Source organism: Ruania alkalisoli (genome assembly GCF_014960965.1).
GTDB lineage: Bacteria > Actinomycetota > Actinomycetes > Actinomycetales > Beutenbergiaceae > Ruania > Ruania alkalisoli.
Genome location: NZ_CP063169.1, coordinates 4,161,393 through 4,186,731, shown reverse-complemented (window position 1 = coordinate 4,186,731; position 25,339 = coordinate 4,161,393). Strand labels below are relative to the sequence as shown.

Here is a 25,339-nt window from a genome sequence, read left to right as displayed (position 1 = left end):
CCAGCTGGGATGAAGACGACGGGAATACTGCCAACCAGTGCGTCTATGGGGCCTCGTTTGGCAGCATTCCCGTCGATTGCCTCCGGGTGTGGTCGGGTACTGGGCTCGTCAGGACGTCCAGGCTCGCCACAGCGCTGCGTAGGCGCCGTTGGCGGCCATCAGGTCATCGTGACTACCGAGCTCGGCGATCTGGCCGTCGATCACCACGGCGATCCGGTCCGCATCGTGCGCGGTGTGCAGGCGGTGTGCGATCGCCACGACGGCTCGCCCCTCCATCAGCGAGGACATCGACCCCTCGAGAGTGCGGGCCGTGCGCGGATCGATCAGGCTGGTCGCCTCGTCGAGCACCAACGTGTGTGGATCGGCCACCACCAGCCGGGCCAGGGCGATCTGCTGCGCCTGGGCCGGCGTCAGGCGGACCTTGCCCGAGCCGACGACGGTGCCCAGCCCCTCCGGCAGGCGTTCCACCCACTCCCACGCACCGGTGGCCCGGAGCGCCTCGATCACGGTCGCATCGTCGGAGTCCTCCCGAGCGAGGACCACGTTGTCGCGGACCGTGCCGACGAAGACGTGGTGCTCCTGAGTCACCAGGGCCACCTCGGTACGGAGCAGATCCAAGCGCAGGTCCAGCAGTTCCACCCCGCCCACGGTGACCGATCCCGTCCGGGGTCCGTTGATCCCGGCGAGCAGGCGCCCCAGGGTCGACTTGCCTGATCCACTGGGTCCCACGATCGCCAGCCGCTCCCCGGGCTGGAGGTCCACGTCCACTCCGTGCAGCACGTCGTGACCTTCGCGGTAGGCGAAGCGCAGGTCCTCACCCGTCAGCTTCACTCCGTCCGGCTGCCGATCGGTGGGCTCCCGGTCGGCCGGCACTTCCGCGATCCCCAGAAGCCGGGTGGTGGAGGCCACGCCCACCTGCAGCCGGTCCACGTTCGCGATCAACCGGTCCAGTGGCTCGACTACCGCCTGGATGTACAGGATCGCCGCGGTCAGCTGGCCGAGTGACACCCAGCCGTTCGCGTATCCCACGCCTCCCAGCAGCAGCGTCCACACTAACGGTGAGCTGTAGGCGAAGTCGATCACGATGAACAGCAGGTTCCGCAGGCTCATCGTGTACCGCTCCGCCTGGGCCGACACCTCGATGTCGTCGTCTCCGAGATCGCGGCGCTTCTCGCCGAGCCCGAACGCCTCCACCGTGCGGGCTCCCTCCACCGTTTCGGTGAGCGTGGAGTTGATGTCGGAGTAGGTCTTGCCCTCGGTGATGTAGCCGGCGGGCGCGCGCTTGAGGTACCGGGTGACGGCGAATGCCAGCGCCGGTACCGACAGCAGCAGCGGCAGGGAGAGTAGTGGCGAGTTGTAGATCATCGCGCCCAGCGTCAGCAGCACCGTCACCAGTGCCACCACTGCCTGGGGGAGCCCCCAGCGCACGCTCTCGCTCATCGTGCCCACGTCGCGCGTCACGCGCGTGACCAGGTCCCCGGTGCTGGCCCCTTCCACCCTGCTCAGGGGCAGCCGCAGCACCGTGTGCACCACGTACTCCCGCGCCGCGGCCAGCAGGTCCTGACCGAAGACGGCGGAGATCGCCCGGGCGGCGAACGTCAGCAGCGCCTGCGCCACCACGACTCCGGCGACGGCCAGCGCAAGGGAGTTCAGCGTGGCCGCGGCGGTGTCAGCAGCAGCGGCGTTATCGACCAGGCGGCGCAGGATCTGCGGCACCACGAGCCCGGCCACCGCGGCCAGGGCGTGCAGCACCAGCAGCCCGATGAGGATCCGGCGACGCCCAGCCAAGAGGGATCGCAGGAACGTCCACACCGCCGGGCCGGAGGCAACCGGAAGCCCGCGCTCGGGATGCCGGGAACGTTCGAAGGTGTCCTTCGCCCGTTGCTCACGCAGCAGGTGACGACGGCGCCAGGCCCCGAGCCGTTCCCGTATCGGCCCCGTCCGGGCAGGGCGCAGCTCATCCGGGATCACCGGTTCCGATATGGCCGGGCGCCAGGTCTGCGCGGAGCCAGGCAGCTTTTCGGCCGCTCCGGCCGTCTCTGGCCTCGGCTCAGGGCCCGCCGTCCCCTCAGTCATCTGTGACCTCCTGCGTCCCCTCACGGATGATGGTCTGGGTGTCCGGGTGCCCCGGACTGCCCAGGTGCAGCGGCCCCGTCCCGTGGGCCACCTCCGAGGGTGCCTCGGATGCCGCGTGCCCGGCTGCCTCGCCCGTCTCGTCTTCCATACCGCGCACCACCACGCGCCGGTAGGCGGAGCTGGTGGCCAGCAGGCCGGCGTGCGTCCCCTCGGCAGCCACGTGGGCGTCGCTCAGCAGCACCACGCGGTCGGCGTGGTGCAGGAGCAGCGGCGAGACCGAGGTGATCACGGTGGTCCGCCCCTGCCGGTGAGCCGCCAAGCGCTCGGCGATCCTCGCCTCGGTGTGCGCATCGACGGCGGAGGTCGGCTCCACCAGCACCAGCACGTCCGGGTCGGCGGCCACCGCGCGCGCGAGCACCAGCCGCTGCCGTTGCCCACCGGAGAGCCCTCGCCCTCGTTCGTCCAGGTGCCCCTGCCAGCCACCCGGCAAGGAGTCGAAGACGTCCTCGGCCGAGGCGACCACCAGAGCCTGCTCGGCCTCTGCGCGGCTGAGCCGGCCGTGCGGATCCACCGCCTGCTGCAGTGTGCCGCCGAAGACCATGCTGGCCGTGTCCGAGACCAGGATGCGCTCGCGGACCTCACTCAGGCGAGCCTGGGAGAGGTCCACACCGCCGACCGTGACGCCCCACCGCCGTCGGGCTCGCTGGCGATCCTTCTCCGCCTGTGCACGGCGTGCGGCGAGGCGCTCGGCGCGTGTCTGCTTGGCACGCCTGCCCTTCACGCCGTCCTCGAGCTCGGCGGGTACGGGTTCGGCCTCGCTGGGCAGGTACCGCCCGAGCCGGTCTGCCAGTGCGGCGCTGTCATCCGGGACGGCTGAGACCACCACGGTCAGCTCGCCGGGATGCGCCGTGAAGCCGGTGGCCTCATCGTGAATGGTGGCACCGGCCGGGAGCCGCTGGGTGGTGTGTGGCTCCTCCCAGGGTGGCTCCTGCTCCAGCAGCGCCACGGTCTTGCGGGCCGAGACCAGCGACTGGACCCACTTCTGCACCAGTTCGAAGAAGGTGTAGATCGGGACCACCATGAACACGGCGTAGCCGAAGAAGCTGATCAGCTCGCCTACGCTGAGCTCCCCGCGGGCGACGAGCCGGGTGCCGAACCAGGTCAGCGTCACCAGGAACAGCCCGGAGAACAGCGTTCCCACTGCCTCGACAGCTCCCTGCCAGATCCCGGCTGCCACACCTGCCTGCCGCACCAGCTGGGACTGGCGGGCGTAATTGCGCCCGAAGGTGCCCTCGCCGCCGATGCCACGCAGGATCCGCAGCCCGGCCACGATGTCCGTGGCCAGTGAGGTCAGCTCCGAGGAGCGACTGCGCTCGGTGGCCTGCCGCCGGTGCAGCGGCCGCAGCAGCGGGGTGGCTATGAACACCAGCACCGGACCTGCTGCCAGCGTGAGCAGGCCGAGCGGGACGGAGGTGCTGAGCACCAGGCCGACGACCACGAAGTAGGCGAACAGGGCCGCTGCGGCGCGGCCGACGACCTCGCTGAGCGCGCCGTACTTATCCGCGTCGGAGGAGGAGACCGAGAGGATCTCCCCGGTGGGCATCCGCTGCGGCAGCACGTGCCCCATCTGGGTGGTCTTGCGCGTGACCAGTTTCGTGGTCCGGTACAACGCGTGCAGCCAGCCATGAACGGCGTAGGTGTGCATCAGTACCCCGACCGAAGCTGCGGCCGCGATGATTCCGAGCAGGATCAGGGACCAGGTGAGCAGTCCGCTCCCCGAGCCCGCGACGATGCCCTCATCGACAGCGCGACCGACGAAGTAGGGCCCCGCGGCGCCCGGCAGGAACACCAGCATGCCGGTGACGAACATGCCCACCATCGCGTAGGCCTGCTTGCCCAGCAGCCAGATCAGGAAACGGGACGGGCTCCGGGTGTCGGGGTGATCCCCACGGGCCGAGGGTGTGGCCTCGGTTCGGGTCGGGTAGGGCGCCACATCGGGCGGGAAGTCGTGCACGAGACAGCAGCCTAGGTGTTGTGGCTCATGAGGTTGGTGACACCGGGGTGTGAGGGAGGCGTGGGCCTCTGGTGGCCGGATGGAAGTACCACTACGATCGTTCTGCGCGAAGCGAGAGACCTACCCCTCATGAGCCACGCTAACGCTCCGTTGACTCCTGCTGGCAGGTTGCGCCTGATCCAGCGCTGCCAGGACCGCCCGATCGCGCACTGGCCGCCGAGGCCGGGATCTCCCGGGTGTGCTTGTCAAGTGGAAGGCCCGCTACGAGGCCGACGGCGATGACGGGCTCGTGGACTGCACCAGCGCCCCGCATGCGCGCCCGACCCAGCTGGATGCGCACGTGGTGGATCTGATCGAGACCTGGCGTCGGGAGAGGAAGTGGACCGCCCGCCAGATCGGCCGGGAGCTGGGTGTGCGAAGGCACCGGGCCTTGGTAGCCACTGTCGGGCGCTGGTTGGTGCGATTGGGCATCAACCGCCGCCGCGACCTTGACCCCAACGGCTCGGCGAACCGGGTCGTGGGCACGATGGCCGCCCGCTTCGCCGCCCCACATGGTCCGCCTGGATGTGAAGAAGGTCGGGCATATCCCCGACGAGGGTGGCAGGCGCGCCCACGGGCGCGGCTCGGCTCAGGACACGCAGGCTCAGCGTGCCAAGACCGGCGGCGCCCGGGCCGGGTATCTCTACCTGCACTCGATCATTGATGGTTACTCCCGCCTGGCCTACACCGAAGCCCTCCAGGACGAGAAAGCAGCCACCACGATCGGCTCCTTCCATCGTGCCCGGGCCTTCTTCGCCGCCCATGCCATCACCGCACCGTCCTGACCTGCGCTTCACGCCACCAGCGCACCCGCCCCAATGCACCCCGCCACAACGGCAAGATCGAGCGCGACAACCGGATCCTGGCCGAAGAGCTGCTCTACTCGCGCAGCTGGACCAGCGAGGACGAACGCGCCCACGCGATCACCGTGTGGACCATCCACTACAACTACCATCGAGCCCACACCGCCGTCGGAGACCAACCCCCAGCCACACGCCTACACACACGCGTCACCAATCTCATGGGCCAGAACGCCTAGATCTCGCGCGGGCCCGCTCGTCGGAGGCGGCTGATTCAGGGCAGGGCGGGCGGGCGCCGAGCGTCGGCACTTCGTCAAGAGCCCCTCGCGCGCCGATAGCTTGGCATTCTGCCCCCCTATACCTCCAGGGCGTGGATGCGCTCGCGGATCTCCGTGAAATGGTCGCGCATGGCGACAACTGCGTCGGCCTCATTCCCGGACTCGACCGCATCGAGGATCGCTTGGTGCTTCGCCACCGTCTCGAGGCGATCGACGGTAGTTTCTTGGACGAGGTCCGCGATGTCGTTGTATGCCACCCAGAACGCCCGCAGGACCTGGCTGAGCAGGTCGTTGCGAAGGGGTGCGAACAGTGACTCGTGGAAAGCCATGTCGGCGGCGCGCAGCTGGTCACCCAACGGTGCCGCCTCCATGTGTGACAACGCGCTCCGCACGGCAGCGAGATCGGCCTCGCCTGAAGCGTGCATCGCGTGCGGCAGCAGGCCGATCTCCAGCGCTTCTCGGACCTCCACGAGTTGCTGCGCCTCGCGTCCCGAGGTCCGCATCGAGTGTCTCGCCCGGAAGCTCAGCAGCAACGTCAGTGCCGACAGGTTCGGCTCCGCCACGAACGTCCCGGAGCCGTGGCGGATCGTCAGGACGCCCAACGCCTGCAGCGCCTTGACCGCCTCACGAAGCGAGTTGCGGCCAACGCCGAGGGCCTCCGAGAGCTCGGCCTCCGGCGGCAGCGCGGTTCCCTCCCCGAGCCCGTCGCGGATGATGAGCTCGATGAGTGCGTTCTGTATGTCTTGAACCCGTGCCCTTGGCCATTCCAGCTGAGGCGGGTTACTGTTCTGAGACATGGGACGTCCTAGCAGTGGAGCGACAATGGATCGCATGATACTCGAATCTTCGGCGAGAGAAGCCGCGACGACGGCTCGACCGGGACCGGGTGACGAGGGCTGGCTCCGTGGCATCGTCCCACCAGTCCTCACGCCATTTACATCAGAACTTCGCGTGGACGAGGCCGGGTTGCAGCGGCAGATACAGCGCATGCTGGACGCGGGTGTGCACGGGGTCTTCCTGCTGGGCACCTCCGGCGAAGGTGCGTATGTCACCGACGACGATCGTCGTCGCGTCATCGCCACTGCCGTTGAGGTGGTGTCGGGACGGGTGCCTCTCCTCGTCGGTGCGATGGCACCGTCGGCACGGCAGGTCGCGGCTATGGCTGCCACGTCCGCAGGTCGCGGAGTGGACGCGCTGGTGTGCACGACACCCTTCTATGGTGCCTCGCATCAGGGCGAGGTAAGGGAACACTTCCGGGCCATCGCAACCTCGGTCGACTTGCCTGTCGTCGCCTACAACATCCCGGGAGCAGCTGGCGTCCGGATGTCGCCGGAGCTCGTCGCCGAGCTCGCGGATGCTCGCATCATCACTGGCTACAAGGACTCCGGCGGCGACGAGTATGCCTTGCGCCGAACCGTTGCGGCGTGTGCACCGCTCGAACACTTTCCGGTGCTCAGTGGTTCCGAAGTCATGGTGGACAGTGCGCTCCGACTGGGTGCGGTCGGTGGGGTGCCAGGGCTAGCCAACGTCAGCCCCCGACCGTACGTTGAGCTGTACGACGCGGCATCCGTCGGGGATCTTGATCGTGCTCAGTCGATTCAGGATCGCCTGATCGAGCTCTTCGGGATCGCTCGTGTGGCGGACTCATCCCGGATGGGCAATTTCTCGGCGGGCATCGGCTCCTTCAAAGCCGCCCTGGTGGCGCTGGGGGTCATCGAGAGTCGGGCGCTGCTCGCGCCACTCGTCACACTGAACGACCATGAGGCTGAGGCTGTAGCTGCCCACCTCGCGCACTTCGATCTCGAAGACATCGCCTCTTGACGAGAGTAACCGTCGCATCTATGGTCTGAGACATAGGACGTCCCACCCCAGGTTCTCTCGCCTGGCTGCCAAGGAAGGCAACGACGTGAACAGTGACTCATCGCATATGGCTGGCATCCTCTCGAGGCGCTCCGTCCTCGGACTCGGTTTAACCGCGACCGGTGTCGCGGTGGCCGGTTGCTCGCAAGGCTCCGGCGGCGGCACCTCGACCGACAGCATTTCCGGCGACGTAGTGTTCTGGCACCCGTACGGCCAGGAGTCGCGGCAGGTGCAACTGCAGGAGGCCTTCGCCGTCTTCGAAGAAGAGAATCCGGGTGCGAACGTCCAGGCCGAACACGTGCCGTTTGGTGACTTCCCCACGCGGTGGCCGTCCGCGCAGCAGGGCGGGACGTTGCCCGACTTGCTGATCAACATCCCCGAGAACATCCTTCCGATGCACATGGCGGGGCTCGTGGACACGGACGCGATGGGGAGCCTGGTCGAAGACCTCGGTGGCGACGACTTCTTCGTCCCCGGATTCCTGGACAAGAACGGTCGTTACGAGGGTGCAGCGTTCGCGCTGCCGCACTACGCCCACAACCGGTTGATGCTGTACCGCCGTGACCGGCTCGAGGCGGCCGGTCTCGATGTCCCGGTCACTCTCGAGGACGTCGAGGCATGCGCTGAGGCAATGAACAGCGACCCGGAGTATTTCGGGTGGACGATGCCGTTGTCTCAGAGCGACATCGGTGCTGGATACCTGCTCTGGCAGGTGGTGCGTGCGAATGGCGGCGGCCTGGTCACCGCGGACGGTGAGCAGCTCTGGGTCAGCGAGCAGGTCCAGGAGGCGACTGACTATCTCGCTGGCGTCGCGCGCAGGTTCGGCCCGGAAGCGGCGACGACCACGACGATCGGCGACATGTTCAACCGCTTTCATGACGGCAGCTCTTCGATGGTCGTCGACACAGCGGCCAACATCGCGGTCGCCAACAGCACCGAAGGGCTCGACCCGGACCTGGTGGCCGCCCTGGACGGGACACACATGCCCAGCGGGAGCAGCGGACCCGGTCACCAGGTCGGAGCCGTTTCGATGACGATCCCCGCCGGTGCCAACATCGCCGCCGCCAACGCGCTCGCGAAGGTGCTCTACCGGCCGGAGATCCACCTTGACTTCCTGCTCTCGATCCCGATGTTCCACTTCCCCGCGACCACGAACATCGACACTGATGCCTTCTACGCCGATCCTCTTGTGACCCGGTACAAGGACACCGTGGTCGCCCAGACACTGGCCGGCATCGAGGAGGGCTCCGTCGCGGGTTTCGAAGACGGTCCGAACCCCTACATCGGGGCGATCCTGGACGCGAAGATCTCCGAGATCCTCGTACAGGACGTCGCCTTCGGCGGCATGGCGGTGGATGCGGCGATCGAGAAGGCCGCGGCCGCTTCGGACGAGATTGTCACCCGCATCAGTTCCCAGATCGGGTGAGGGGGCGTGACGACGACAATGCGCAGCCTCGCGCCCGACCGCGCAGGCGGTCGGCAGCCGGCGCGGGGAGGCCGCGTACCCGTGCCACCGCGAGGGTCGGCATCATTGCGCCGGATCCGGAGCTTCGTGGATCGGCACTTCGCTGTGCTTCTCGTCGCGCCGGGCATGTTGTGGATGCTGGCACTGCTTTTGTACCCGGTGCTGCTCAACTTCTACTACAGCTTCACGAACAAGAGCTTTCAGTACCCGAACACGTCATTCGTCGGGCTCGACAACTACTCTGCCTTCCTGTCCGACCCTGCATTCTGGTCTTCGCTCGGGAACTCGGCGATCTGGACTGTCACCTCGGTGATTGGACAACTGGTCATCGGCTTCGTCGCGGCGTTGACGGTCGAGGCGATCGCACGCGGTCGGGCGCTGGTCAGGCTACTGCTCATCGTGCCGTGGATGTTCTCCTCGATCGTGCTTGCCTCCACGTGGCGGTTGATGTTGGACGGTCTGACTGGCGTGGCGAACGCCGTGATCATCGGTGTCGGGGTGCTCGAGGAGCCTGTGGCGTTCTTCGGCGACGGGGGCACGGCGCTGGCATCGGTGATCGTGATGAATGTCTGGTTTGGGGCACCGTTTATGTTCCTCGCGTTTCTCGCCGGCATGCAGACGGTCCCGCAAGACCTGTATGAGGCCGCCGTGACCGACGGCGCCGGCTACTGGCGTCAGGTCTGGCATGTCACGCTCCCGGCGCTTCGGCCGATCGTCGGGACCCTGGTGATCCTGCGCACGATCTGGGTGCTGAACAACTTCGACTTCATCTACCTCACGACCGGGGGAGGCCCGCGCGACACCACGATGACCCTGCCGTTGTATGCCTTCCGCGCTGGATGGGCCCAGTTCGAGGTCGGCCGGATGGCCGCGATCAGCGTCGGCATGATGCTCGCCTTGCTCGCGCTGGTGATCGTGCTGTTCCGCCTGATGCCGATCGACAGTGACGAGGACGGGAGCTGACGTGCCCGCGATCCCACAGAGTCGTCGTGCCTCCAAGGTCAGCAGTGGCGTACTCACAGTGGTGTTGTGCTGCCTCTCGACCTTTCCGTTGCTGTGGATGGTGTCCACGGCGTTCAAGCCCTTCGACGAGATCTACCAGTTCCCTCCTTCGTTGCTCCCCCACGCACCGACGCTCGGGCAGTTCGAGAAGCTCCTCGGCGTGAGTGCCGACTTCGGGCGCATGGTGGTCAACAGCACCATCGTCTCGGTCGCCACCACTGTCATCACGATGGTGCTGGCAGCCATGGCCGGCTACGGGCTCGCGAAGGGGAGGTTCGGGGGGCGCCGCCTCCTGCTCAAAAGCACGCTACTCGCGTACGTGTTTCCACCGATCATGCTGGTGGTGCCGCTGTTCGGGGTGCTGGCGGATCTGGGTTATGCGAACACGCGCAGCGGGTTGGTTGTGGCCTACATGATCATCACGTTTCCCTTCGCGCTCTGGCTCCTGACGAGCTACTTCGCCACGCTCCCGAACGAGCTCATCGAAGCCGCGCGCATCGATGGTGCCAGCAACCTCCGGGTTTTCTGGTCGATTGCGATGCCGCTCACTCGGCCCGGCCTGGCGGCCGTGGCGATCTTCACTTTCATCAACACGTGGAACGAATTCCTGTTCGCCTTCGTCATCGCAGGTGGCGGTGAGAACCGCACTGTCTCCGTGGGGTTGTCCACGATCCTCCGCGGTGCCGAGGGCGCGGAGTACGGCGTCTTGATGGCCGGCTCCACGCTCGCCATGATCCCGATCATCGTGCTGTTCGTGTTTGCGCAGAAGCACATCGTCGCCGGGCTCACAGGCGGTGCCGTCAAGGGTTGACGGCACATCTGGTGACGACTGTCCAACCTGAGTCAGGAGACCGACATGATTCGTGCCGCCGGCCACACGATGGCCACGCCGGACGCCACGCTCGAGGAAGCGCTCGTGCTGCTCGCGGAGATCGGGTTCGAGGGTGTCGAGATCATCTGCGCAGATGACTACCCGTGCGGCCTCCCCACCAGACCGACGACGGCGCAGCTCACCTCCGTACGCTCGGCGGCTGAGCAGCTGGGGCTGGCCGTGGCGAACGTCGTGCCATACGTGCGGCCGATCAACGCGCGCGACGAGCGGACACGGCTGGGCCACGTGGACGAGATGCGCCGCTGCCTCGACATCGCCGCCGCGATCGGCTCGCTGTCAGTGCGCGTGTGGGCCGGCGTGGACCCTGAGCCTGGCCACGAGACCGAGCAGCAGGAACTGCTCGTCGACAGTCTTCGGCGGCTCGCCGGGCATGCTGCGGACCTCGACGTGCGGCTCAATGTCGAGAACCACATGGGCTCCCACGCGATCAGCGGTGCGATCACGACCGAGATCGTCCAGGAGGTCGGATCGCCGTACGTCGGCATCCTCTACGACCCGGCGAACCTGCTGGTGCTCGGTGACGCCGACTACCAGGAGGCGTTCACGTTGCAGGCGCCGTACATCGGCCACGTGCACTTCAAGGACGTCGACGTGCTGGGCGGCGGGAAACACATGCCTCGCTTGGTCGGCGAGGGCGAGGTCCCGTGGGCTTGGATCCTGCCGGCGCTGGCGGCCTCCGGGTACAGCGGGTTCGTATCGACCGAGTTCGAGAAGCGGTGGCACCCGCAAGAACTGCCGCCGTCGCGAGAGGGCCTTCAGCACGAACTGGCACAGCTACGCTGGATGCTGTCGGCCCCGGACGACCGGGTAGGTGCGTGAAGTGAGGGCGGCCGTCGTCGGTTGCGGGCTCATCGGTGGCATCTACATCGACGTGCTGCGACGTGCCGGGCACGCCGTCGTCGCCGTGGTCGACATTGACCATGACCGAGCTGCTGCCGTCGCCGGAGCATCGCCGATCTACGCGGACGTCGAAGAGATGCTGTCGCGCGAGGTCGTCGATGCAGTGGGCATCAGTACCCCACCAGAGTCTCACGAGCGGATCGTCGACCGTTGCGTGCAGCGCGGGATCCCGATGCTGTGCGAGAAGCCGCTCGCGCTCACGCTGCCGGTAGCCGAGTCGATGGTCGCACGCTGTCGCCAAGGCGGTGTCCCGCTAGCGATCGGCTTCAAGATGCGATTCGAAGCACTGTTCCGGCGCGTGCGCGACGTCATCGAGAGCGGCGAAATCGGAGCGCTGCGCTACCTGCACGTCGCGCACTACCAGCAGCCCCGCCCGGAGGTGTGGGCCGGTAGGGTCGGCGTGACGAGCGAGACGCTCTGCCACGCCATCGACCTAAGCCGCTGGCTCATGCGAGCGGAGCCGATCGCTGTCGAGGGCGTGCTGACGCAGGACCGAACGACTGGAACCGACGAGGTCGGCCGGATCCGGCTGACGTTCGATGACTCCCATGACGCGCTGATCGCCGGCGGATGGATGCCGGACTTCCCCGACGTCGGCGGCACGCGCGACAACGTCCTGCTGGCGGTGGGCGAACGTGGATATGCGCTCGCAACGCGGCCAGGCACGCTGGTGATCGAGAGCGCCTCACGCCGCGTCGAGGATCTCACGACTGATTATCGGCAGCCGTTCGCGGACCAGTGGCGCGCCTTCTGGGCCGTGCTCGAGGGCAGCGCCTCCCCCGACCTGGCGCGTGAAGCTGACGCACTCGCCGTCCAGGCGATCATCGACGACCTCAAGGCGACACCCAACTCGCACTGACGAAGGAGTACTACCAATGCCAGCACCCGTTCGTTTCGGGATCACCGGATGCGGCTATATCGGCGCCGAGCAGGCGCGGATCATCCACTCGCTCCCCGGAGCCGAGCTGATTGCCGTCCACAGCGCCTCAGGCACCGGCGCCAGAAGGGTCGCCGATGAACTGCCGTGCGATGTCGAGAACTCGCTCGAGTCACTGGTGGCGAGGGACGACGTCGATGCACTGATCGTCGCCACCCCGAACCATCTGCACCGGGAGCCGGTGACGGTTGCCGCAGCACACGGCAAGCACGTCTTCTGTGAGAAGCCGTTCGCGCTGTCCGTCGAGGACTGCGACGCGATGGTCGCGGCGTGCACCCGTGCCGGCGTGACGCTGATGCTCGGTCACATGATGCACTTCTACCCTGGCATGCGGCGAGTCCGGGAGTGGATCGAGTCGGGGACGATAGGGCGCGTCCTGGTTGCGCACGCCGAGAGGACGGGGTGGGAAGAACCACGCCCCGACGTCTCGTGGAAGAAGGTGCAGGACACCTCCGGCGGCCACCTGTTCCATCACATCCACGAGATCGACCTGTTGCTCTGGTTCGCCGGTGCGGTCGCCAGCGTCCGGGCTGTGGGCGGCAACCTCGCGCATCAGGGCGAGGGTTTCGGGGACGAGGACGACGTGGTGCTGCTCACGCTGACGTTCGCCGACGGCGGCTTCGGCTCGATGCAGTACGGCTCGGGATTCCGCTGGGGCGAGCACCTCGTCAAGATCAACGGCACCGAGGGTGCGGTGCTCATCGACAACAAGGCCGCGAGCGTTTTCCTGAAGGTCGGTGACGCGGCGCCGCAACAGTTCGGGCTCTTCGACGACGCCGACAGCGAGGAGTCGATGCAGGCGTTGTTCAAGGATGTCGACGGCGGCAGCACGTACGGGAGTCCTACCGACCGGCCGCCGCTCTATCTGAGGCGCGCCGTGCGTGACGAGCTTGCCTGCTTCATCGACGTCGTGACGGGCTTTCCGATCGACGACGACAAGAAGATGCTCTTCGATGGGTCGGCTGCACGTGCCTCGGTACAGGTGGCGCAGGCGGCGCTGCAGTCATTGCGCGACGGCGCACCAGCGCCGGTAGCCCCGTGACACCTGCGGCAGTCGAGCGGGGTGAGCGAGTCGCCGTCCTCATGTCGACGGGACTGATCGAGCGCATCTTCTCCGCTCGCGATCGCTCGAGGCTGCGCGCCGCGGGCGCTGTCCGGCTGCCCGCTGTCGATGCGATCGGCCTGCCCGATCTGACGGCGATCGGTCCAGAGACCGAGGTCGTCGTCACCGGATGGGACAGCCCTGCCCTCGCCGTCGAGATTCTGGACCACGCGCCGAAGCTGCGGCTCATCGCTCACACGGGCGGCTCGATCCGCGCGATCGTCCCTGCCGAGGTCTATGACAGGGGCGTCGCCGTGACCACGGTCTCCGCGGTACTGGCCGACGCGGTGGCGGAGTTCACTGCGATGGCCATGATCGCCGGGCTACGGAGGGCGACTCTCTTACATGAGCGGATGCGGCGTGGCGACGACTGGGAGTCGTTGGCGGCCGAGGCTCCCGGCAGGCTGCTTCGTGCGCAGACGGTGGGCCTGGTCGGCGCGAGCCGTGTCGGTAGAGCCGTGATCGGGCTGCTGGCAGGGTTCGGCTGTCGTGTCCTCGTCAGCGATCCGTTCCTGACGCCCGACGACGCTAGCCAACTGGGCGTCGAGCTCGTGACCTTTCACAACTTGCTGACCTTGAGCGACGTCGTCTCGCTCCACGCACCCGTGCTGCCGGAGACGCGCAGGATGATCGGAGCCGCGGAACTAGCGCGCATGCGTGACGGTGCACTGCTGATCAACACCGCAAGGGCCGCGTTGCTCGATGCGAGTGCCGTGCTGAACGCAGTGAGGTCTGGCCGGTTGTCCGCCGTGCTCGATGTCTTCGATCAGGAACCGTTGCCACCTGACAGCCCCTGGCGCCACCTCGAGAACGCCATGGTCACCCCTCACATCGCCGCACTCACCGTTGAGACGCTCCGCGCGCAGGGCGAAGCGGTCGTCGATGAGATCGAGCGTTTTCGTGCGGGCGAATCGCTCGTCGGCGAGATCAGTCGCGAGATGTACGACCGCATCGCCTAGCGCTGATGGCAGGTCGATGGACTCCCCGCAAGTTCCGGCCCGGTGCTTGCAGCCATGATGATCAAGGAGAAACGAGAATGGCAGACATCGCTCGATCGAGACGGTGGCTTGTGCTACTTGCACAGGCGATCGCCCTCTTGCTGGTGGCAGCGGTGGTGGCACAGCCGGCGGCAGCAGAGGAGCTCACAGATCAGGTCACCGTCTACTCGGACACAAGCTTCGGAGACGGTGATGGCATCCGAACTCCCGATGTGATCACCACGAGTCCGAACAATGTCGTCGTGGCCTGGCGTGAGGGCAACACCGATGGTCAGTTCGACAACGGTGAGGTTCGGTACTCACGCAGCACGGATGGCGGGGCGACCTGGACCTCGCCCGCCGTCCTGGCCCCCAAAGACTCAACCTACGGCTGGCACTACGTCATCCTCTACCGGGTCGGGTCCGACCTCTACGCGTTCCTCGGCCGCACACCCGCGAGCTCGTACAACGGGATGCCGGTGACGAGTTTCATGAAGCGAAGCACCGACGGCGGCGCGACTTGGTCGAACTGGAACGCCGACTTCTCGGGGGTTCCTTCCGGATTTGTCATCGCGGGGCGGCCGATGTACCAGGATGGCTACCACATCGCGCCGTTCTGGAATGATGGACGAGTAGCTGTGATGCGGTCGACCGACTTGGTGACGTGGACCGCTGGCGCCTACGCCCCTGACCCGTTGAACACCAAGTCGGGCGAGAACCAGCTGGTCGTGGATCAGGACGACCCCGACAAGCTCATCATGTTCAGCCGTGTGGCAGCGCCCGCTGAGGACTATGTGACTGGTCCGGTCTACATGTCTCGCACCGAGAGCACTAACGGCGGTCTCACGTGGAGCAGCCTTGTCTACGACAGCAGCATCCCCAACATGGGGACCAAGGGATACGTCACGCAGGACTCCACCGGTCGCTACGTGGCCGTGTACAACACCATGGGTGGCATCTTCCCGAGCCCGCTAGAGACACGGCCCGCGCACTGGCGTTCGATACTCAACTACAAGGTGAAGGAGCCGGACCAGCCGTGGGGTCCGGGTCGATTCCTTGCCGACGAGCCGCCCGTCGTGGATCGCCCGCACAGCGCCGGCTGGGACACGTACGCCATGGGTGACGAGTATGCGCCCGGCAAGTACTACATCGTCTGGGAGAGCGACACGGCTGGTGTCGAGCTGATCAAGCTGGATCTCGACCAGTCGTTTACAGGCGCGAACGAGAACTGGGACACGATCGGGAACTGGAGCGTGACGCCGGCGGGCGGCTCGGCAACGGTGTCGTCCGGACGATTGAATCTCGCGAACAACGATTCCACCTGGACGACCGTCGGCCGCGAGCAGGCTCCGCTGCACGGTTTTGTGGGTGCTTTCCGCGGGCGGATCGCGACGGGTGGTCCTCTGAATACCAGCAGCGGCATCGGAGCCAACCTCGGCATGGAGGTCGTCGGTGGTGATTGGACCCTTGCCCTGTCTGCGCAGTCCGACGGTGTCTACGCCCGAGTTGCGGGTGGCTCGGCTTGGGTCCGAGTCCTGGCGGCATCCATCGGTACCGGTGATCATCAGTACCGTGTCACCGTCGACGAAGCCGGCACCGCGCGGCTCTACCTCGACTCTGTTGACACTGGTGTTGAGTGGTCCACTCCTGCATCAACGACCAGTCTCGGCATTCAGCTCTTCGCATCCGGGACCTCGACGGAGCCCGCCTCTGCAAGCGTCGACTGGTTCAGTGTCGAGGACAACATCGTCTCCACGACCTGGGACGATCTGTCGGGCTGGGTGCCGTTCGGCGCGGGAGGGACTGTCTCACAGGGCGAGCTCATCGTCTCGAGTCCAACCTCCGGCCAGAACGCGGTCACCGCTTTCGTCAACACCAGATGTGACTTCAGTGTGGACTTCCGGGCGGAGGTCACCGACTACAGCACGCTGGATCCGTCGAATGGACGGGGTGCGAGCCTGGCTCTGATGGTCGCGAATGACAGTCGTCGGTTGATGCTCTCGATTCAGCACGACGGCGTCTACGCCATACCCAAGGGCGAGACGCACTGGACGCGGATCTACGCTCTGTCCAATGCCGGCTCGCTCGCATCCTGGCGGGTTGACACCTCCAGCGGTGGCGAGGCGCGGCTCTATCGGAACGGCGTCGACACCGGTGCGCACTGGACGATCCAGGACTCAGACATCGACCCTCAGGTGAGGCTCTGGTCGTCAACGAATAGCGCAGACACCTCGGCGTTCGCCATGGACTGGATTAGAACGACCTGCGAAATCCGATGATGGCACGTTGATCGCGCGCGCCGGGTGGCAGAAACGACGTCACCCGGCACGCGTCGTTCGGCGAACGTCTCCACCCGGAGGGGTGCCGCTCCCTGTGGGCGTCAAGTGCGGGTCCGTTCGGCTTCGAGACGGCGGTATAGATCGCGGGCGATGTAACGCTCGAGGCATCGTCTGATCTCGCGGATGGCGGATACGGGCTGGGATGTGGCGCACCGACGCTACTGGTGTCGGGAGCTTCTGGGTATATGCAACAGGTCTGGCCTATGGGCAGCACCACCGACATTCACCCAGTGCTCTACCGGTGATCACTGTGCCATGGTGAAACGGCGGTGAATCGTTTGTGCGACCGAAGGTGTGCACCGCTACGATCGCGAGGATGGTGACGTTACGGGATGTGGCCTCACACGCAGGCGTGTCTGTCTCGGTGGTTTCCCGGGTGCTCAACTCCGACCCCACCATCCGGATCCGCCCCGAGACGCGTGAGCGGGTCGTGGAGTCGGCGCGGCTGCTGCGCTACGCGCCCAACTCGGCCGGACGGTCCCTGCGGCGAGCCCGGACCCACCTGCTTGCCCTCGTGGTCCCCGACGTCACCAACGCCACCTTCACCGACCTGGTCAACGGGGTTGAGGCGCGCGCCCTGGACCACTCCTACTCGGTGCTGCTGGCCTCCAGTCCGCGGATGCAGCCGGGCAGTGAAGGGTTCAACCGGCTGCTCAACGAACGGCTCGTCGACGGCGTCCTGCTGCAGAAGGACGACAGCGCCCCCACCGATCTGGTCGCCCGGGCATTGACCCACCCCGAGCACACCGTGATGATCAACTCCGGTCCGGTCGATGGGGTGCGCACCATCGGCCTCGACGACGTCGCCGCCGGTGCGCTCGCGACCCGCCACCTGCTCGAACTGGGGCACCGGAGCATCGGGTACGTCGGCGGCGTCCCGGCCTCCGACACCAGTAGCCGCCGTCAACAGGGAGTCGAGCGCGAACTCGGCGAGGCGGGGCTCACCCTGCCCCGGGAACACGTGACCACGTTGGGGTACACCTACCGCTCAGCGCGGGACGCCGTCCGGCTGCTGCTCGGGCGTGAGCCCCGGCCGACCGCTTTGGTGGTCGGGAACGTCAACGCCGGGATCGGTGCGCTCACCGAGGCGGCGCAGATGGGTATCAGCGTGCCCGAGGAGCTCTCGGTGGTGGCGATCCATGACATCTGGCCGGCCATCACCTGCGCCCCGGCGCTGACGACGATCCGGCTGCCGATGGGCGCACTGGGCTCGACCGCCGTGGACATGCTGCTCGACGGCGCCGGCGCGGACCGGGTGGACCCCATCAGCCGGGTGGTCGAGGACCCGGCGCCCGAACTGGTGCTGCGTGCCTCCACGGCGGCCGTCGGCACGTGATCGGCCTCCCGGCCCGAGCGCACCCGTGCAGGGGCCCGAAATTCAGGGTCGAGCCCGAGTAGGGGTCAATTATTCGGCCCTTGGAGGGCCGAGCGGCGGGTCGAGCGGCGGGCAGAGCGGCGGGCCGGGCAGCGGGTGCCCGCCGGCCAGGGTGGCCTCGTGCGCGGCCTCGAGCACGGCCATGGTCCTCAGCACGTCGCGCACCGACGTCGGCATCGTCTCCGATTCACCCGTCGCGTAGCGCTGCAGCGCCCCCATCGAGCCGATGAAGGCATCCGGGAACCACGACCCCTCCACCTCGATCTCGCGCCAGCCCTCGCCGTCGGTGATCTCCAGCAGGTCCGGCCCGCCTCGCGGGTAGTCCAGCAGCAGCCCGAGCTCGGTGCGGATGGCGCCCTCGGTGCCGTGCCACAGCACCGCCGCCTCCTGATGCGCGGGACCGAAGGCATGGTCGTGGTTGGTGCTGATGGTCACCCGCAGCGGCCGCTCGGCATAGTGCAGCAGATAGCCCGTGCGGGTACTGGCCAACTCCTTGTGCGGATGCGCCACGGTCACCGCGCTCACTCCGCTGGGGTCGCCGACGAACGAGCGCACCAGGTCCACATAGTGCACCGAGTGCATCGGCATCTCCATGCGCTCCAGCGCGAATACGCTCGGGAACAGCTCCCACGGCGTCTCCACCCGCACGAGCACCTCGAGGTCGATCAGCTCCCCGATCGCGCCGTCGGCGATCAGCCGGCGAGCCGCCGCCACGTGCGGGGCGAACCGCAGTTGGGTATTGACGGCGGCGCGTAGTCGCTTGCGGTCGCAGATCTCGACCAGCGCCGTCGCCTCGGCGTAGGTGTAGCCGAGCGGCTTCTGCAGTTGCACCGCTGCGCCGTCGGGCAGCGAATCGAGGATGGCCCCGAACGCGTTCGGCATCACGGCCACGTCGTAGACGACGTCGGTGCCGTGTGCAGCGACGGCGTCCTCCAGGCGCTCGTAGGTGGCGGGGATATCGAAGTCGGTCGCCAGGCTTGCGGCACGGCCCGCGTCAAGATCCACGACGGCGGCCACCGGCATCCGTGCCTTGCGGTAGGCGGGCAGGTGGGCGTCCCGGGCGATCCCACCCGCGCCGACGAGGACGATCGGCAGCGTCCGGGCCGGGGGCCGGGCCAGGTAGGCCGGATCCGGAGCGTGCTCCGGCAGTCCGGCCTGCTCCGTGGCCTGCTCCGAAGCCGGCTCTGTAGCCGGTTCGGCGGCCGGCGACGTCACGCGTCGAGCCCGTAGACGCGCGCTGCCGTTCCTTCGCGCAGCGCATACCGCTGATCCCCGGGCAGCCGGTCGACCTCGGCGAGCAGCACCCGCATGGTGGCCTCGGCCCCGCCGAAGGCCGTGCACACCGGCCAGTCGCTGCCCACAAGCAGCCGGTCGGCCCCGAAGGCGTCCAGCGCGGCGGCCAGTACGGTGCGCATGTGCTCCGGCGTGACGGGCCCACCGGCGTCGTAGATCCCTGACACCTTTGCTACGACGTTGGGCAGCGCGGCCAGCGCCGCGATCTGCTCCTGCCACTGCTGCCAGGCGCCATCGCGCTGGTCCGGTTGAGCCGGCGGGGTGCCGAGATGGTCCAGCACGAACGTCAGTCCGGGCTGCTCCTGGGCCAGGGTGAGGAGGTTCTCACGGTGGCGCGGGAGCGTCGCCACATAGTCGAGAGGGAGTCCGGCTGCCTCGATCAGTTCCAGACTGCGCCGCTGGTCCGCGCCGAGGATCCAGTCCGGGTCCGGCCGGTCGTGTGTGAGGTTGCGGACCCCGACGACACCTGGACGGGAAGCAGCCATCTGCTCTGCGACCGTGGCCGGATCCTCCAGGGGGAGATAGACGACGGCGCCCACGACCAGCGGGTCGGCGGCGACGAGGTCCAGCAGGTAGTCCGTCTCGGCCATCGTCTCGTCGGCCTGCACCAGGACGGCACGGTCGACACCCCACGGCATCAGCGCCCCGCGGGCCTCCTCGATCAGGTGATCGCGGCGCAGGATCTCCGGCGCGCCGGTGAGCCAGCCGTAGGAGGACCGGGCGTGGTCCCAGACATGCAGATGGGCGTCGAACACTACTCAGACCCTCGCTTCGTCACGACGTACAGGTGCACCAACGACAGCACCGTATCGCCCCGCTGGTTGGTCACCGTCACCAGTTCGTCCACCCGGCCCAGCTCCGGGCGTCGCGGATGATCGGTGACCTCAGTGATCTGTGCGGTGACGGTGATGGTGTCCCCGATCAGCACCGGCTTGATGAACCGAATCCGGTCGTAGCCGTAGCTCATCGCCTGCGGGTTCACGTCCCCGGCGGTCATCCCGACGGCGATCGCGATGATCAGCGTGCCGTGCGCGATACGGCCGCCCAGGCCCGCTTCCTCCACGCACCAGCGCTCATCCATGTGGTGCGGGAAGAAGTCGCCGGATTGACCGGCGTGCAGGACCACGTCCGCCTCGGTGACCGTGCGTCCGAGCGTGCGGCGGATCTCACCGACGGCGAAGTCCTCGAAGTACCTGTCAATCACCTGCATGCTGGTCTCCCAACGTTGCGAACATCTCGTCCAGATCCGCCAGCAGGACGGCGGCCCCCTCGCGCTGCACCAGCGCCCGGTGCACCCGGGCGCACGCCGCGTTCTGCACGTCCATGTACCGGGGATGCTGTGGGCGCAGGCTGGCCAGCTCCAGCGTGCGGCGGGTGCCGGTGAAGAACCCGGCAGTGAGTTCGTCCAGCTGCCGGTCCTCCCAGGCGGCCACGTGCCCGGGCTGGCCGCCGGCGTGGGCGTACACACCACGCTGAACGTCCCCGGTACCGGCCCAGGTGGCGAAGGTCACCGCCTCGGCCCGATGTTCGCTGCGCGCCGAGACCGACAACCCGGCACCACCGAGCATCGAACCGCGGGGCTCGCCGCCGGACTGCGGAATGTCGGTCCAGGCCAGCCGGCGGTCGCGGAAGCCCGGCCGGGCGTAGTTGCTGTAGCCGTACAGCAGCGGGACATAGCACCACCGGTCACTGCCCGCGAGTCGCTCGGCGACCTCGATCGGATTCTCGGCCAAGCACTCCTCGGGCACGAGGTCGCGCAAACGCCCCAACGTCTCCCACGCCTCGGCGAAGGCATCCGGATCACCGAAGCGGCCGCGTTGCCCGGCGTCCTCACCCTGCACGGCGGACGTCAGCGTGAAGGTCGAGGCGAACGCATCGATGGGTTTGCACGGCCACAGCACGACGGCGTCCCTCGCCAGTTCCAGCACGTCCGGCCAGGTGCGTGGTGGCTCGGGCAACAGGTCCGGCCGGTAGGCCGCCACCTGCGCCGCGGCGTCGATGGCCATCCCGTACTGGGCGCCCTGCCAACGGTAGGTCTCGTAGCTGCGGCCGACGAAGGCGGCCGGCCCCTCGCCGTCGGGAAGCGGGGCGAGCAGCCCGGCATGGGCAGCGTGCGGGATGTGCGGGTGGTCGATGACGAGCAGGTCGAACTCCGCCGCCATGGACTCCAAGCCCTGGTCGGCGAACGCCTGCAGTGAGCGGCGCTCCCAGATGATCTCCACATCAGCCCCGGTCTCGGCGTAGGCCCGGGAACGATACGCCGACGATGCCGCCACGATGCTGTCGAACCCGCGCTCATGGTCCCAGGTCATCCCGCGCAGCGTGAGTGTCATGACGCCTGCTCCGCGATCCGCTCGGTGACACAGGGGTTGAGCTCAGCCCGCAGGCGCTCGCTGTCGGCGCCGAGGGAGGGTGCGGCGGCCGCCGAGCGGGGGCGGACGCCATCGAACCGAAGCGGCATCCGGGTGGTGGTGACCTCGGTGCGGGAGCCGTCCGCCTCGGCGCGGTCGAGGGTCTGCACCATGTCGATCTGCCGGAAGCCCTCGTGTTCGACCAGTTCGTCCACGGTATGCAGCGGTGCACACCAGATGTCGGCCTGATCCAGGATCATCAGCCACGCCTCGGTGGTGCCGGTGCGCAGCCGGTCCGCGATCAGCGTCTCGATGTGGGAGCGCTGCTCCCACCAGGTCTGCGGGTCGGTCATCTCCACCAGCTCGGCGATGCCGAGCAGCTCACCGATGCGAGGCACCGGGTTCATCGCGATGGAGAGGTAACCGTCCGCCGTCGGGTAGACCCCGTACGGGGCGGGCAGGTAACTATGTGCGCTGTGGGGGCCACGGACGGGCTGGCTCAGCGCCGCCGGTTCGGTCAGGCGCACCGAGAGCATCTCGAACTGCAGGTCGACCATCGCCTCCAGCAGCGATGTGCGCACATGGCCGCCGACTCCGGTACGGGTGCGCCGCAGCAGCAGGGCCGTGATCCCGTGCGCCAGGTGGCAGGAGGCGAGGTGATCCGCAATGGCGATCCCCATTGGGCTCGGCTCGGGATCGGCTTGCAGCCAGGGCACGCCGGCGATCGACTGCGCGAGCAGGTCCTGACCAGGGCGGTCCCGCCAGGGCCCCTCCTCGCCGTAGCCGGTGATCGAGCCGTAGACGACGCCGGGGTTGGTCGCGCGAACGGTCTCGTAGTCCAGGCCCAACCGCTCCATGACCCCGGGGCGGAAGTTCTCCACGACGACGTCTGCTTGCTCCACGAGGCGGCGGACGATCGCCAGGTCGTCGGGGTTCTTCAAGTCGGCAGCGAGGCTCTCCTTGCCGCGGTTCATCGCGTGGAAGGAGACCGTGTCGCTGCCGGCGCGCGCTCCCGCGAAGGCGAGGCCACGGCCGATGTCCCCGGTGCCGGGTCGCTCGATCTTGATCACCCGTGCGCCGAGGTCGGCGAGCCGCAGCGCGGCCACAGGCCCCGCCAGGAACTGGCTGAAGTCGAGCACGAGGAAGCCCTCGAGCGGGTCGATGGAGGTGGATGCGGTCATGAGCGGGTCTCCTCGGCGGTCAGGTGCACCGGCTGGCCCGGATGAAGCTCGATCTCCTGGGAGATCGACCGGTATCGGACGATCACCTTCTGCGCGGTGTGATGGTCGGAACGAAGCTCCTGGACTGCCCCGCCGAACACCATCGCGCCCAGCCTGCCGCTACCGAGGGGCAGCGCTTCGACCCACTCGGACGCGGCGCTGGTGAACGAGAGCTGGTGAACGCGGGGATCCGTCACCGTCTCTGCGGGCGGCTGCGCGAACGTGAACCTGGACGACACTGTCACCTCGGAGAATCGATTTAATGCACGTGGAGACACCATAGCCGGTTCAGGTGGGGACGTGGCAAGCGCTGTATCGACTGAATATTCGCGCCATGCGGAGTGGGAGTCGACCGTGGGTTGCGCATGAGTGGGAACCCTGGCTAGCATCAGAGAAACGATTCACCGGACGACGAGGTCATGGTCACAGACTCCGCCCCTGAGCGGCAGGCGCCACGTCCTCGGTTCACAGCGAGAGGAGTCCCCAGTGGTGCACACCGGTCTGGGTACAGCCAGCGCGTCGCCACCCCAGGTCGCGACGCGGGGGCTGGGCGCATCGCCCTCGCCGCGCCGTCACTCTGGTGGTCGCCGTGGGCGGCTGCGCCGGTCCGTCCGGCGCCACTGGCAGCTCTATCTGCTCGTCATCCCCCCGCTGCTGTACTTCCTGATCTTCCAGTACGTGCCGATGGCGAACGCGATCATCGCGTTCAAGGACTTCAACGTCGTCGAGGGCATCTGGGGATCGCCGTGGGCGGGACTGGAGTACTTCGAGCGGTTCTTCTCCAACCCCATGTTCACCACCGTGGTGAGCAACACCTTCCTGCTGAGCCTGTACGCGTTGATCGCGAGCTTCCCGATCCCGATCATCCTGGCCCTCGCTCTGAACGAGATCCGGGCGCGGTTCTTCAAGCGCACCGTGCAGATGGTCACCTACGCGCCCTACTTCATCTCGACGGTGGTCGTGGTCTCGATGGCGATCCTGATCCTCTCGCCGCGGATCGGCCTGGCCAGCGACCTGACCGGCTTCTTCGGTCTGCCGGCCACCGACTACCTTGCCCAGCCGGACTTCTTCCGGCACGTCTATGTCTGGTCCGAGGTGTGGCAGACGGCCGGGTACTCCGCCGTCATCTATCTCGCCGCCCTCGCCGGGGTCGATCCGGGGCTCTACGAGGCGGCGAAAGTCGACGGAGCGAACCGGCTCCAGAAGATCTGGCACGTCGACCTGCCGAGCATCACCCCGACCATCGTCGTGGTGCTGATCCTCTCGGTCGGCTCCATCATGGCGGTCGGCTTCGAGAAGGCGTTCCTGCTGCAGAACCCGCTGAACCTCTCGCAGTCGGAGATCATCGCCACCTACACCTACAAGATCGGCATCCAGAACGCCGACTTCAGCCTGGCCACCGCGATCGGGTTGTTCAACTCCGTCATCAACCTCGTTCTGCTGGTCGCGGTCAACATCGTCGCCAAGCGCGTGACAGGAAAGGGGCTGTGGTGAACGCCGTCCTGACCAAGCCGAACCGCACGGCTTCCCGGCGCCCTCGGCGGGTGCGGGAGACGCCGGTCGACCGTATCTTCCTCGTCGGTGTCTACATCCTGCTGACGACGTTCCTGATCGTGGTGCTGCTGCCGTTGTGGTACATCCTGGTCAGCTCCTTCTCCAGCCCGGCGGCAGTCTCGGCCGGTGAGGTGTTCCTCTGGCCGGTCGACTTCACGCTGCGCGGGTACGAGGTGGTCTTCACCAACTCGACGATCCTGACCGGCTTCGCGAACTCGGCGTTCTATACGGTCGCCGGTACGGCGATCAGCGTGACGTTGACGGTCATGCTCGCCTACCCCCTCTCCAGGGCCGACTTCGTGGGGCGCAAATTTCTCACCGGCGCAGTCGTCTTCACGATGCTGTTCGCAGGTGGGCTCATCCCGACCTACCTAGTGGTGCAGAGCATGGGCATGCTGGACACTCGCTGGGCCCTGCTCATCCCGAAGGCGGTGGCGGTGTGGCCGGCGATCCTGGCCATCACCTATTTCCGTACCGCGATCCCGGACGAGCTGCGTGAGGCAGGTGAGATCGACGGGGCCAGCGACCTGCGCATCCTGTGGAAGGTGGTGCTGCCGCTCTCGGCGCCGATGCTCGCCGTGATCGCTCTGATGTACGCGATCGTGCAGTGGAACTCCTACTTCGACGCTCTCATCTACCTGCGCGACGACAGTCTCTACCCACTTCAGCTGGTGCTGCGCAACATCCTCATCCTCAACACCGACGCGGGCGCGGACGTCACCGCAGCGATCGAGCGACAACAACTCGCAAGCCTGCTGAAGTACTCGCTCATCGTGGTCTCCACCGTCCCGATGATGCTCATCTATCCGTTCGTCGCCCGCTATTTCACCCGGGGCCTGCTCCTGGGTGCCGTCAAGGGCTGACC

General features: G+C 67.3%; 21 protein-coding genes and 1 pseudogene. 13 read left to right on the top strand and 9 right to left on the bottom strand.

What is annotated here, in order from left to right; translation table 11 throughout:
- Window positions 1-108: 108 nt before the first annotated feature.
- Both IM660_RS18600 and IM660_RS18595 read right to left on the bottom strand, forming a co-directional pair.
- A complete protein-coding gene (locus tag IM660_RS18600; protein ID WP_193497241.1) occupies window positions 109-2,076 on the bottom strand; it encodes an ABC transporter ATP-binding protein in 1,968 nt (655 codons plus the stop codon).
- Window positions 2,069-4,090: an ABC transporter ATP-binding protein gene (locus IM660_RS18595; RefSeq protein ID WP_246465031.1), complete on the bottom strand. Its 2,022-nt coding sequence runs from the start codon at window positions 4,088-4,090 to the stop codon at window positions 2,069-2,071. The genes IM660_RS18600 and IM660_RS18595 overlap by 8 nt, the downstream gene beginning before the upstream one ends.
- Window positions 4,091-4,219: 129 nt before the next feature.
- Here IM660_RS18595 and IM660_RS18590 point away from each other — a divergent pair.
- Window positions 4,220-5,168 (top strand): annotated as a pseudogene (locus IM660_RS18590) (integrase core domain-containing protein).
- Between the two features lie 116 nt (window positions 5,169-5,284).
- Here IM660_RS18590 and IM660_RS18585 read toward each other — a convergent pair.
- Window positions 5,285-6,004, bottom strand: coding sequence for a FadR/GntR family transcriptional regulator (locus IM660_RS18585; RefSeq protein ID WP_193497240.1), 720 nt, complete (start codon window positions 6,002-6,004; stop codon window positions 5,285-5,287).
- Between the two features lie 25 nt (window positions 6,005-6,029).
- Between IM660_RS18585 and IM660_RS18580 the strand changes: the two genes are divergently transcribed.
- The 10 genes from IM660_RS18580 (at window position 6,030) to IM660_RS18535 (ending at window position 18,017) form a co-directional block, all read left to right on the top strand.
- Window positions 6,030-7,028 (top strand): dihydrodipicolinate synthase family protein, encoded by a 999-nt coding sequence (locus IM660_RS18580; RefSeq protein ID WP_193497239.1) that lies wholly within the window; start codon window positions 6,030-6,032, stop codon window positions 7,026-7,028.
- Between the two features lie 106 nt (window positions 7,029-7,134).
- Complete coding sequence (locus IM660_RS18575) at window positions 7,135-8,493, top strand: ABC transporter substrate-binding protein (protein ID WP_193497238.1); 1,359 nt, start codon at window positions 7,135-7,137, stop codon at window positions 8,491-8,493.
- 126 nt (window positions 8,494-8,619) lie between these two features.
- Window positions 8,620-9,495: a carbohydrate ABC transporter permease gene (locus tag IM660_RS18570; protein ID WP_193497237.1), complete on the top strand. Its 876-nt coding sequence runs from the start codon at window positions 8,620-8,622 to the stop codon at window positions 9,493-9,495.
- 1 nt (window position 9,496) lies between these two features.
- Window positions 9,497-10,345, top strand: a complete 849-nt coding sequence (locus IM660_RS18565; RefSeq protein ID WP_193497236.1) for a carbohydrate ABC transporter permease — start codon at window positions 9,497-9,499, stop codon at window positions 10,343-10,345.
- A 45-nt stretch (window positions 10,346-10,390) separates the two neighbouring features.
- Window positions 10,391-11,245, top strand: coding sequence for a sugar phosphate isomerase/epimerase family protein (locus IM660_RS18560; protein ID WP_193497235.1), 855 nt, complete (start codon window positions 10,391-10,393; stop codon window positions 11,243-11,245).
- Between the two features lies 1 nt (window position 11,246).
- Window positions 11,247-12,185, top strand: a complete 939-nt coding sequence (locus IM660_RS18555; RefSeq protein WP_193497234.1) for a Gfo/Idh/MocA family protein — start codon at window positions 11,247-11,249, stop codon at window positions 12,183-12,185.
- A 16-nt stretch (window positions 12,186-12,201) separates the two neighbouring features.
- The gene (locus IM660_RS18550) at window positions 12,202-13,305 is read left to right on the top strand and encodes a Gfo/Idh/MocA family protein (RefSeq protein WP_193497233.1); all 1,104 of its coding nucleotides are present in this window, start codon (window positions 12,202-12,204) and stop codon (window positions 13,303-13,305) included.
- Window positions 13,302-14,324: a hydroxyacid dehydrogenase gene (locus IM660_RS18545; protein WP_193497232.1), complete on the top strand. Its 1,023-nt coding sequence runs from the start codon at window positions 13,302-13,304 to the stop codon at window positions 14,322-14,324. The genes IM660_RS18550 and IM660_RS18545 overlap by 4 nt, the downstream gene beginning before the upstream one ends.
- Window positions 14,325-14,401: 77 nt before the next feature.
- A complete protein-coding gene (locus IM660_RS18540; RefSeq protein WP_193497231.1) occupies window positions 14,402-16,621 on the top strand; it encodes a sialidase family protein in 2,220 nt (739 codons plus the stop codon).
- 376 nt (window positions 16,622-16,997) lie between these two features.
- Window positions 16,998-18,017, top strand: coding sequence for a LacI family DNA-binding transcriptional regulator (locus IM660_RS18535; protein WP_193497230.1), 1,020 nt, complete (start codon window positions 16,998-17,000; stop codon window positions 18,015-18,017).
- Between the two features lie 69 nt (window positions 18,018-18,086).
- On the opposite strand, the gene IM660_RS18530 is transcribed toward IM660_RS18535, so the two are convergent.
- The 6 genes from IM660_RS18530 to IM660_RS18505 are packed head-to-tail and all read right to left on the bottom strand — an operon-like array spanning window position 18,087 to window position 23,117.
- Window positions 18,087-19,271 (bottom strand): Gfo/Idh/MocA family protein, encoded by a 1,185-nt coding sequence (locus IM660_RS18530; protein WP_246465030.1) that lies wholly within the window; start codon window positions 19,269-19,271, stop codon window positions 18,087-18,089.
- Window positions 19,268-20,104 (bottom strand): amidohydrolase family protein, encoded by an 837-nt coding sequence (locus IM660_RS18525; RefSeq protein ID WP_193497229.1) that lies wholly within the window; start codon window positions 20,102-20,104, stop codon window positions 19,268-19,270. Before IM660_RS18525 ends, IM660_RS18530 begins: the two co-directional genes overlap by 4 nt.
- Window positions 20,104-20,559, bottom strand: coding sequence for a MaoC family dehydratase (locus IM660_RS18520; RefSeq protein ID WP_193497228.1), 456 nt, complete (start codon window positions 20,557-20,559; stop codon window positions 20,104-20,106). Before IM660_RS18520 ends, IM660_RS18525 begins: the two co-directional genes overlap by 1 nt.
- A complete protein-coding gene (locus IM660_RS18515) occupies window positions 20,546-21,682 on the bottom strand; it encodes an extracellular solute-binding protein (RefSeq protein WP_193497227.1) in 1,137 nt (378 codons plus the stop codon). Before IM660_RS18515 ends, IM660_RS18520 begins: the two co-directional genes overlap by 14 nt.
- Complete coding sequence (locus IM660_RS18510; RefSeq protein ID WP_193497226.1) at window positions 21,679-22,881, bottom strand: CaiB/BaiF CoA transferase family protein; 1,203 nt, start codon at window positions 22,879-22,881, stop codon at window positions 21,679-21,681. Before IM660_RS18510 ends, IM660_RS18515 begins: the two co-directional genes overlap by 4 nt.
- The gene (locus tag IM660_RS18505) at window positions 22,878-23,117 is read right to left on the bottom strand and encodes a glycoside hydrolase N-terminal domain-containing protein (protein WP_210769026.1); all 240 of its coding nucleotides are present in this window, start codon (window positions 23,115-23,117) and stop codon (window positions 22,878-22,880) included. The genes IM660_RS18510 and IM660_RS18505 overlap by 4 nt, the downstream gene beginning before the upstream one ends.
- A 289-nt stretch (window positions 23,118-23,406) precedes the next feature.
- Between IM660_RS18505 and IM660_RS18500 the strand changes: the two genes are divergently transcribed.
- Window positions 23,407-24,414 (top strand): ABC transporter permease, encoded by a 1,008-nt coding sequence (locus IM660_RS18500; protein ID WP_246465029.1) that lies wholly within the window; start codon window positions 23,407-23,409, stop codon window positions 24,412-24,414.
- Window positions 24,411-25,337 carry a carbohydrate ABC transporter permease gene (locus IM660_RS18495; protein ID WP_246465028.1) on the top strand — a complete coding sequence of 309 codons (927 nt, stop codon included), beginning with the start codon at window positions 24,411-24,413 and terminating at the stop codon, window positions 25,335-25,337. Before IM660_RS18500 ends, IM660_RS18495 begins: the two co-directional genes overlap by 4 nt.
- Window positions 25,338-25,339 lie beyond the last annotated feature (2 nt).

What these genes read in the sequence shown, in the direction of transcription:
- IM660_RS18600 (WP_193497241.1), bottom strand. Translation starts at nt 2,076, where the DNA reads ATGACTGAGGGGACGGCGGGCCCTGAGCCGAGGCCAGAGACGGCCGGA.
- IM660_RS18585 (WP_193497240.1), bottom strand. Translation starts at nt 6,004, where the DNA reads ATGTCTCAGAACAGTAACCCGCCTCAGCTGGAATGGCCAAGGGCACGG.
- IM660_RS18580 (WP_193497239.1), top strand. Translation starts at nt 6,030, where the DNA reads ATGGATCGCATGATACTCGAATCTTCGGCGAGAGAAGCCGCGACGACG.
- IM660_RS18575 (WP_193497238.1), top strand. Translation starts at nt 7,135, where the DNA reads ATGGCTGGCATCCTCTCGAGGCGCTCCGTCCTCGGACTCGGTTTAACC.
- IM660_RS18560 (WP_193497235.1), top strand. Translation starts at nt 10,391, where the DNA reads ATGATTCGTGCCGCCGGCCACACGATGGCCACGCCGGACGCCACGCTC.
- IM660_RS18550 (WP_193497233.1), top strand. Translation starts at nt 12,202, where the DNA reads ATGCCAGCACCCGTTCGTTTCGGGATCACCGGATGCGGCTATATCGGC.
- IM660_RS18540 (WP_193497231.1), top strand. Translation starts at nt 14,402, where the DNA reads ATGGCAGACATCGCTCGATCGAGACGGTGGCTTGTGCTACTTGCACAG.
- IM660_RS18535 (WP_193497230.1), top strand. Translation starts at nt 16,998, where the DNA reads ATGGTGACGTTACGGGATGTGGCCTCACACGCAGGCGTGTCTGTCTCG.
- IM660_RS18520 (WP_193497228.1), bottom strand. Translation starts at nt 20,559, where the DNA reads ATGCAGGTGATTGACAGGTACTTCGAGGACTTCGCCGTCGGTGAGATC.
- IM660_RS18515 (WP_193497227.1), bottom strand. Translation starts at nt 21,682, where the DNA reads ATGACACTCACGCTGCGCGGGATGACCTGGGACCATGAGCGCGGGTTC.
- IM660_RS18510 (WP_193497226.1), bottom strand. Translation starts at nt 22,881, where the DNA reads ATGACCGCATCCACCTCCATCGACCCGCTCGAGGGCTTCCTCGTGCTC.